A 9,191-nucleotide genomic window follows, 5' to 3' on the forward strand; every position below is an offset into this window, starting at 1 on the left:
CTCAGAAGTCTCATGCCGATCAGTCCGGCTCGGGCCGTCGCTGTCCTCAGAGGATTCGACCGAACCAGCCGTCGTCTCGTCAGCACGTTGATCCACGTGCTCGAGAGAGTCTCCCCTGGTATCGGCTCCGGTGTCCAAAGAGACCTCAGAAGTGACGTACTTATCCGCCTCGGCAGACGGAGCCGGGTTCTCCTGCGCAGGGTGCGTCGGCTCGACAGGTTCAGCTCGGTGTGGCCGGCGATCCATCGCTCCCCGTCCTCATCTTGTGCAGTCCTCGCTGGAATACAGCAACAATTGTCACCAACCGTGTCTGCCGCACTACAGATCCACGACCATCCTCAGTAGTGCCAGAAGTAGCGGCCGTCTGCGTTCCATTCCAAGGGGACTGTGGTGTGGTTGGTGAAGGCCATGCCTTGGCCTTTGGCTAGTTCTACTGTGCGGGCTAGTTGGAGGGCGTAGGGGTGTTGGTTGTCGTCCCACCATTGTTCGGACTGGGTGATGCAGGTTTGGTTGGAGAAGTACGGGTTGGAGCAAGTGTGGGGTGGGAGCCACTTCTGGAGGTGGCGGAAGTGGACTGTGGTGGAGCCGTTCGGGGGTTTGATGGTGCCGGTGGCGTCCAGGCAGTAGCCGGTGGTGGGGATGGTCCATTTGACGTAGTGCTGGCGGCCGTTGGCGGACGGGATCGGCTGCATGTTGGTGCAGTTGGCGTCGCCGATGGTTTCGGTGGTTACGCGTTGGATCTGGGTCAGCGGGCGACCGGCGCCGTCGTTGTAGCCGTCGAGGAGGACCCAGTCGCCATCGTGGATGAAGTGCTCCGCGGAGGCGGGCGGCCAGGATTTGGGGTCGCCCCAGGAGATGTCGGATTCGGTGCCGGACAGCGGCGTCCAGGCCCATTGGCCGGCCGCGGTGCCGCCGGCGAAGTACTGGCCGGCGGACTTCTCGAACATCAGGGAGTACTGCGCATAGGTTTCAGGCGTAGGAGACGTCAGTAGGCCGATCACCAAAACCAGTGCTTTGATCACAGAGAGCTAGGTTACCCAAGGACCTCGCGGAGCTTGGCTGCGAACTCGGTCGGCTTGCCGGGCTGGCCGTATTCGTTGCCGAGGAAGCCGCCGTGGCCGCTCGGGAACACCTCCGGGGTCAGCCCGAGGCGCTCCGCGACCGTTTTGCCGCCGCGGGCTGCCAACTGGTTCCCGGACTCCTCGCCGATTCCGACGACGATCCGGTCCTTCACCTTCGCCAGCGCGTCGAAGTCGGGCTGGTACGACGTACAGCCGCGCAGGTTCTGCCCGAGGAGGGCGTCGTCGCGCTTGCCGTCGTCCTCGGTCGGCAGGCCGAACATCGCCGGGTCGGGCGCGGGCTGCTGCGTGTAGTCGGCGGGGATCTCGCCGTCGTACCCGACGATCGCGATGAACTTCGCCATCCCGGGGCCCATCCCGTCGCGCTGGTACGTCGCGTAGATGTCGTCGACCGCGGCCGTCGCGGCCTCGCGGTCCGGGAGGATCCCGGCGAGCGGCGGCTCGTGCGGGATCACGCGCCGGATCAGGTCAGGGCGCGCGGCGGTCAGCGCCAGCGCATTCACGGCGCCGCCGCTGCTGGCGAACAGGTCGACGGGGCCGACGTCCAGGTGGTCGATCAGCGCGGCGAGGTCGGCGGCATGGTCCTCCGGGGTGAGCTCGGTCAGCTCGCCGCTGCGGACGCTCCGCTCGACGCCGCGTGGGTCGTACGTGACGACGGTCCGGTCCTCGAAGTGCGAGGCCAGTGTCGGGAAACCGCTCGCGCCCATCGGCGAGCCGATGATCAGCAGGACCGGGCGGTTCGCGAGGTCACCGCGGACGTCGTACGTCAGCGTCGCTCCGGGCACGTCGAGGGTCTGGGTCACCGGCTCCGTCATGGTCGAACTCCTCGCACCTGCGGCCCACCCCCATTGGTCGACCTCGTGTTCGAGAGCCTAGACCGTCCGGATCGCCCCCAACAGGAACCCGATCGGAACTTTCCCGGCACTTTCTGCTTAGCTGGAGACATGACTGAGAAGCCAGAGATCGACTTTCCGGACGGGCCGCCGCCGGCGGATCTCGAGATCACCGACATCACCGAGGGTGACGGCGCCGAGGCCAAGGCCGGATCCCGGGTGAACGTGCACTACGTGGGCGTCGCGCACTCCACCGGCGAGGAGTTCGACGCGTCGTACAACCGCGGCGCCCCGCTGGCGTTCCAGCTCGGCGTCGGCCAGGTCATCCAGGGCTGGGACACCGGCGTGCAGGGCATGAAGGTCGGCGGCCGGCGCAAGCTGGTCATCCCGCCGCACCTGGGCTACGGCGACCGCGGCGCGGGCAGCTCGATCAAGCCCGGCGAGACCCTGATCTTCGTCGTGGACCTGGTCAGCGTCAGCTGAACCACCGTCAGCCGGTGGTGACCAACGCGGTCGCCACCGGCTGACTCATGTCCGGGGGTGCGCTCGTCCGCCGCTGAAGGTGCTGCTCTTCGCATTGTTGCTCGCGGCACTGATCAGGAGCATGTTCCCTCTACTTCCAACGTATAGCGGGTAGGGGGACTTGCCGCAAGGGCCTGTTCTTCTCGCAGAATGGTGGGCCGACGAGAGGAATCAGCGTGCGTTTTGTGTTGGCCAGCTGGGGATCGCGGGGAGATGTCGAGCCGTTGGCGGGACTGGCGGTGGCGCTTCAGGGGTTGGGGGCTGAGGCGACGGTGTGTGTGCCGCCGGAGGGGGACTTCGAGGAGTTGCTGGCGCGGGCCGGGGTGCCGATGGAGCCGTTGGGACCTTCGGTGCGCTCCGTGGTGACGGCGCCGAAGCCGGCGTCAGGTAGGCATCCTGCGTTCGAACTGGCGGCGCGGCTCGTTGCCGCGCGGTTCGAGACGCTTGGGCGGGTGGCGCCGGGGGCTGACGCGATCGTGGCGACCGGTTTGATGCCGGCCGGTGCGCGGGACGTGGCTGACAAGCTCGGCATCGGCTACGTCCTCGCGGGCTTCCACCTGGGCGGGATCCCGTCACAGCACTTCGCGCCCGGAGCACGACCGGGTACGCCGACGCCCGACGACGTCACCGATCGACGTGAGCAGTGGGAGTACGACGCCCAGCGCGTGAACGAGCTGTACGGCCCGGCCCTCAACGAGCAGCGGGCCGCGATCGGCCTGCCGCCGGTCGGCAACGTCCGTGACTACGTATTCACCGAGCACCCCTGGCTGGCCGCCGACCCGACGCTGTGCCCGTCCGCGGGCATGACCGACCTTGACGTCGTACAGACCGGCGCCTGGATCCTGCCCGACGACCGCCCGCTCCCTGACGACCTGCAGGCGTTCCTGGAGGCCGGTGAGCCTCCGGTGTACGTCGGTTTCGGCAGCATGGCCGCGTACGCACCGAAGGACATCGCCCGGACCGTCATCGAGGCATCCCAGGCACACGGCCGCCGCGTACTGCTCAGTCGTGGTTGGGCCGAGCTCAACGCGGACAACTGCTTCGTAGTCGGTGAGGTCAACCAGCAGGCACTGTTCCCGCGGGTGGCAGCGATAGTGCACCACGGCGGCGCCGGTACGACGACCACGGCCGCGCGGGCGGGCGTACCGCAGGTCGTCGTACCGCTGATCGCCGACCAGCCGTACTGGGCGTCCCGCGTGGTCGCACTGGGGATCGGCGCCGCAGACGAAGCGCCGACCGTCGACTCGCTGTCGGCCACGCTCGGCACCGCACTCGCATCCGAAGCGCGCGCCCGCGAGGTGAGCGGAATGATCAAGACCGACGGCGCGACCGTGGCCGCCAAGCTCCTGATCGAGAAAGCTCAGTCCACCGGACGCTGAAGCGCGTCGAGCAGCTGAGCGACGACGGCCTCCGGTGAGCGTGCCCAGTCCGTGGTGAGCACGTGGTGGACCCGCCAGCCGGTGGTCGTCAGCGCGCTCGGGTGTGTGGTGAGGCGCTCGAGCAGCGTGTCGGAGGCGACGCGATCCGGGGTGTCGACGAGTACGGCGAGCCGGTACCCGCCGTCGCCCGGAAGCTTCAGCGCGAGGTCGCACCGGAAGACCGACTCTCCTACCGCGACATCGACGTCGACCCCCGCCTTCTGGAGAGCGGTCGCGAGCTGTTCGATCACCGGAGTCGTCTGCTGCTTCCGGACGGTGGTCCTCAGGTTGTACGACGCCAGCGCGGCCTTGGCGCCCTGCTGGTCCCCACGCGAGACAGCGCTGGCGTACCCCAGGAATCGTCGCAGCGTATTGGCGCCGTCGTTGTACGTGTTGGTGATCGCGTCGGGCTCGATGCTGCTCACGATCACCATGTGCTCGCGGGCGCGGCTGAAGATCACGTTCAGCCGCTTCTCACCGCCCGAGGTGTTGATCGGGCCGAAGTTCATCAGCATCCGCCCGTCCGGGCCGGGCGCGTAGCAGACGCTCATCAGGATGATGTCCCGCTCGTCGCCCTGTACGTTCTCCAGGTTCTTCACGAACAGCCCGGCGTCCTGCTCGCCCTGCGTCCGTATCTGCTCCGCCTCGTACGCGGCGGCGAACGACGGGTCGCTCTCGGCGAGCTCGTCCAGCGCCCGCTCGATCTCGCCCTGCTGCGCCTCCGAGAACGCCACGATGCCGATGCTCTTCCCGGTCTCACGGAGCAGCAGCTCCCGCACCAGCGACGCGATCCAGCGTGCCTCGGGCGGGTTGGTACGCCGTACGTACACGCCGTCGACGAGCCGTACCGCGGTGATGCTGCCGGCGAGCAGGCTGTCGCAGACCTCCGACGCGGGCGAGTCCGAGCGCAGTGTCCACGGCGGCGCGGCATGCGCCGGCAACCGGTCCGGCACCGTCGCCAGCCTGCCCTGGTAGAACGCCGCGTTGCTGAACGAGATCAGCGCCTCGGAACGGCTCCGATAGTGCCAGGTCAGCATCGTCGACGCCATCCGCAGCGCACTGATCGAGAGGAAGCTGTCCTCGGTCAACGCGATCCCGAGCTGCTCCGGGCTGTCGTCGTCCGGTTGCAGTTCGTCGTGCCGGACGCGGAAGTACTGCGTCGGCGGCAGCTGCAGCTGGTCGCCGACGACGATCAGCTGCGGCGCCCGGTGCAGCGCCGGGATCGCCTCCTCGACCGGGATCTGGCTGGCCTCGTCGTACACCACGACGTCGAAGGAAGTTGTCAACGGCAACGTGTCGGACACCGACGACGGACTCATCAGCCACACCGGCCGCAGCCTTGCGACGACCTCACCGGGCGGACCGGAGGCGAGGTCGCGGATCGACCGGTACCGCATCACCTTGCCGAACTCGTGCTCCAGCTCGCGGCGGCCGGTCGCGAACGTCTTCTTGCGTTCACGGTCCTCCGGCGACATCCCGGTGACGCTCTGCTCGGAGTGCGCGACCTCGGCGAGGAACCGCCGCCGTACCTGCGCGACGACGACCTGTGCATTCACGTCGGTGAGGTCGTCGTACACCATACGCAGCTCGCCGACGATCGCGTCAAGCCGATCCGACGACAGCTGCAGCGGGGCGGCGGAGCGGGCGTGTTCCCATTCCGCGGCGCAGACGGCGTACTCGAGCTCGTCCGGGGTCGCATCGAGCCGGCGTACGGCGGTCTGCACCGACGGCGGTGCGGTTGCCAGGTCACGGAGTTTGGGGGCGAGCGCTCGTACTAGCGGGCTTTCGGCGGCGAGGCGGTCCGCCAGGTCGCGGACTTCGTCGACGGTCAGGGTGTCCCAGTGGTCGGCAAGCAGGTCGTCGGCTGCTTCGGTGGCGTCGTCCAGTACGTCGGCCAGCCGGGCGAGGCGGGCGGTGTCGTCAAGGGCGGCGCGCCAGTCGGGAACGGCCTTGCGGGCGGCGGCGAGCTGGTCGATGAGTTGCTGCGGGTCGTCGGTGGCCCAGTCGTGGCGGGTCTGCTCGGTGTGTTCGGTGACGGCGGCCGTGGCGGAGTGGGCGGCGACGAGGTCGGTGAGGATCTCGGTGACGGACGGCTGCACGGTGCGCGCCGTACCGTCGAAGCGGTCGCGGACCAGGTGTTTCACGCGTCGCCAGTCGCCGCTGAGGAAGGAGAACGTGCTGCCTTCCTTGCTCTGGGCAACCTTCAGCGCGGAGCGTGCGTCGGCCGCGGGGAGCGGCTCCTGCCAGCCGGCGGCTTCCTTCCAGGCGGCGCGCTCGGCCTTGACCAACTGCTTCCGCTCGGCCGCCGCCTCCGCCAACTCGCGAGCCGCGGTCGACCGCGGAACGATCGCCTCCGCCTTGTCCAACCCCACCAACGACTCCAGCAACCGCCCAAGCCGCGCGAGAGCCTGCACTTCCCGCACAGCAGTTGAATCGGTTGTCAACGCCGCCGCAACCGCATCCCACTTCGCCCGAAGCCGCCGCGCCGCCCCCGCCACATCAGCCTCGTCCCACCGCCCCAAGAACCCCAACGAACTCCGCGCCAACACCCCACCCGTCGCAGGATCAGCCGCAGCCAACCCTTGAGCAACCTCCCTCACCACTCCCCGCGCACCCCACCACTCCCCCACACCAGGAAGAGGAGGGAGGGCCCGCACGCCCTCCCCCAGGCGCCGGTCAGCGGCGGAGCCGGTTGCCGAGGGGCTGGGCGCAGCCGCCGCACTCCCACCGGCGGGACCGGCGTTCGGGGTCCAGGCGTGGTCGTGGAGCTCGGTGAGGCGGTTGACCAGCTCTCGGAGCGGGGGTGTGCCGTCGGACAGCTGCTGTTCGAACTCGTCGACCGTTGACAGCAAGTGGTCTACGCGGGTGATGAGCTGCGTACGCCGTTCCGTCAGGGCATCCAGGTCGTCCTTGGCCGGTAGCCACGCGTCGTACGTGTCCCGCAACCCGTGGACGAATGCCTTCTTGTCGCCCTGCGAGTCGTGGATCAGGGCACACAACCCGTCCAACCGCCGACTGGCCAGCCGCGCATACACAACGTCCAGCGCAGCCCGCTTCTGGCAGACGAACAGCACGCGCTTCCCGCGGGCGACGAAGTCCGCGATCAGGTTGGTGATGGTCTGCGACTTCCCGGTCCCGGGCGGGCCTTGGATCACGAAGCTCTCGCCGCGCCGGGCCCGCGCGATCGCCGCCACCTGCGACCCGTCCGCCGGCACCACCAGATGCCGTTCCCCCGGCGGCAGCTCCGGCAGCACGCTCCCCACCGGCCGCGGCCGATCCGAGAACAGCTGGTCGAACGACGCCGCCGAGTCCGCGCCGGCCAGCAGCTCGTCGTAGTCCCGCACCAGCCCGAGCGTCCGATAGTTGAAGTTCGCCAGGGAGACCGCGCACAGGTCGACGTCCCACGAGTACGGCCCGCCGTCGGTGTCGAGCGAGTACGTGTCCGTCTCGATCGCCGCCGGCCGCCGCGGCTCCTCGCCGAGCGCGACCCCCAACGGCAGCGTCTGCTGCGCGAGCTGCGTCCGGTAGATCTGCACCCCGAGCGGCTGGTAGTCCGCCCGCCGGTAGGAATACGGGTACTGCTTCCCGCCGAACCCGGTCGCCAGGTTCCCGTGCCGGCGCCGGTTGTACGTCCGGAGCCGCGTCACGGCCCGCTGCCGCACAAGATCGATCCGAGGTTTCTCCCGCAAGTGCAGCTGCAATCCCGGCTCGGTCGCCTGGATCTCCTTCGCCAGCCGCTCGTGCAGCTCCTGCAGCGCGCCCGGCACCGACAGATCCACCGTGTCCGGCAGCGTTATCCCATACAGCTGCCGCAGGCTGTGCCGGAGCGTCGGGTTCACCTCGGCGATCGGGTCGGTGACCCGCAACGTGTACGAGTCCCGCACGCCGCGCTTCTTCGTCAGCTCCACCTTCGCCAGCACCAGCGGCGATGCGAGTCGGGTGTCGCGGTCGTTCTTCAGGTCGTGCCAGCGCAGGAACGCCGGCACCAGCCGCAGCTGGTCCAGCCCGTAGTCGGCCTTGTCCCGGCGGGCCGTCGAGATCAGCTTGTCCAGCGTGTTCGCGGCGTACGGCGCTTCGTCGTACCGGATCCACTTGCCGAGCGGCTGCGCCTTCTTGAGCAGCTGCCCACCCAGGTCGTCGCGCCAGGTGAACAGCTGCTCCGGGCGGATCGTCCGGACGTCGAGCATCAGCGGCACCGACACCTCGGTGAGGTTCAGCGTCTGCGCGGTCGGGCGGAAGTTGATCAGCCGGTTCCGCCGGGAGAGGTCGAAGAGCCGGTCGCGGAGCGCGCCGAGCACCGCCGTACGCCGGTCCGCGACGCCGCGGACGACCGCCTCGACGTCGAAGTCGAGCGGCTGGTCGCGGTAGTTCTCGAGCTGCTCGATCAACGACCGCAGGTCCTGCGCGCGCCGGTAGCGGTCGGGCTCCGCCATCTGCGCGGCGACCGAGACGATCACCGGGTGCAGGTCCGGGTCCAGCCGGTACAAGTTGCCCCGGGCATCGATCAGGGTGGTGACGTCCGCCGTCCTGGACAGGTCGAGACCACAGCCAAGGGCGAGCAGCAACTGCCCGAGGCTGAAGATGTCGGTGAGCTGGTCGTGGTGCCCGACCAGGTGTTCCCAGCTCTGCCACCCGGCGACCAGGGTCGGCGCGGCGATCGTCTCGGGTACGACGGTCTGCTCGCGTCCGCCGTCCGCGCCGAGGTCGAGACCGGACTGCCGGTGTGCAACCACCTCGAAGGCGGTCGGGCGCTTGCCCTGCACCGCATCGAGCTGCTGCGTCGCGAGGGTAGGGCGCCGCGCGTCCTCGGGCGCGAACCCGAGCCTGGTCTGCTCGTCGACCGTGATCCGGTCAAGCCCGCGCAGCGGTGCGACGAGGCCGCGCTCATGCACGGCCGCGGTCTGGTGGAACAAGGGCAGCACCGCCGCCAGCAACGCGTCGTTCCCGAGACCACCTTGCGAGACGGCCAGCGCGACGAGGTCCTCGGCGCTCATCGGACCACCTCCGCGGCTGCCTGCACCAGTCGTACGCGCTGCTTGTCGCTCCAGCCCAGCTCGTCGTCGGCAACGTCGACGTACCCAGCGAGCCCCGAGCGCCTGGCAACAACCAGCGACGCGACCAGGGCGGCGTCGCCGGCATCCGGATCCGCGGTCGCCAGATCGAGCAGCAGATAACACAGATAGCGAATCGTTGCCGCGGCCAACGGTCTCGGCCGCGGCACCGGCGCCCCGTCGACCGGCCGCACCGCCACCGGCTCGTCGAAACGCATCCCAACGGGTACGCCGAGCGGCCCTTCCGGTTCCGTGAAGCCGGCGGCCGCGGTCGCGATCGCGTCTGTC

The 9,191-nt window shown here is 69.2% G+C and carries 6 protein-coding genes; 2 read left to right on the plus strand and 4 right to left on the minus strand.

Going from position 1 to position 9,191, the window contains the following annotated elements:
• Positions 1-338: 338 nt before the first annotated feature.
• Positions 339-1,022, minus strand: a complete 684-nt coding sequence (locus VFF46_RS23470) for a hypothetical protein (protein WP_325039351.1) — start codon at positions 1,020-1,022, stop codon at positions 339-341.
• An 11-nt stretch (positions 1,023-1,033) separates the two neighbouring features.
• Positions 1,034-1,894, minus strand: coding sequence for an alpha/beta hydrolase (locus VFF46_RS23475; protein ID WP_325039352.1), 861 nt, complete (start codon positions 1,892-1,894; stop codon positions 1,034-1,036).
• 129 nt (positions 1,895-2,023) lie between these two features.
• On the opposite strand from VFF46_RS23475, the gene VFF46_RS23480 reads away from it, so the two are divergent.
• Both VFF46_RS23480 and VFF46_RS23485 read left to right on the plus strand, forming a co-directional pair.
• Positions 2,024-2,395, plus strand: coding sequence for an FKBP-type peptidyl-prolyl cis-trans isomerase (locus tag VFF46_RS23480; protein WP_325039353.1), 372 nt, complete (start codon positions 2,024-2,026; stop codon positions 2,393-2,395).
• Positions 2,396-2,610: 215 nt separating this feature from the next.
• Positions 2,611-3,813 carry a glycosyltransferase gene (locus VFF46_RS23485; RefSeq protein ID WP_325039354.1) on the plus strand — a complete coding sequence of 401 codons (1,203 nt, stop codon included), beginning with the start codon at positions 2,611-2,613 and terminating at the stop codon, positions 3,811-3,813.
• Here VFF46_RS23485 and VFF46_RS23490 read toward each other — a convergent pair.
• On the minus strand, positions 3,795-8,846 hold the full coding sequence (locus VFF46_RS23490) for an AAA domain-containing protein (RefSeq protein ID WP_325039355.1): 5,052 nt from the start codon (positions 8,844-8,846) through the stop codon (positions 3,795-3,797). The genes VFF46_RS23485 and VFF46_RS23490 overlap by 19 nt on opposite strands.
• The coding region (locus tag VFF46_RS23495; protein WP_325039356.1) for a hypothetical protein at positions 8,843-9,191 on the minus strand (349 nt) is incomplete at its 5' end. The genes VFF46_RS23495 and VFF46_RS23490, both read right to left, overlap by 4 nt.

The sequence above is a fragment of the Kribbella sp. genome, assembly GCF_035655035.1.
GTDB lineage: Bacteria > Actinomycetota > Actinomycetes > Propionibacteriales > Kribbellaceae > Kribbella.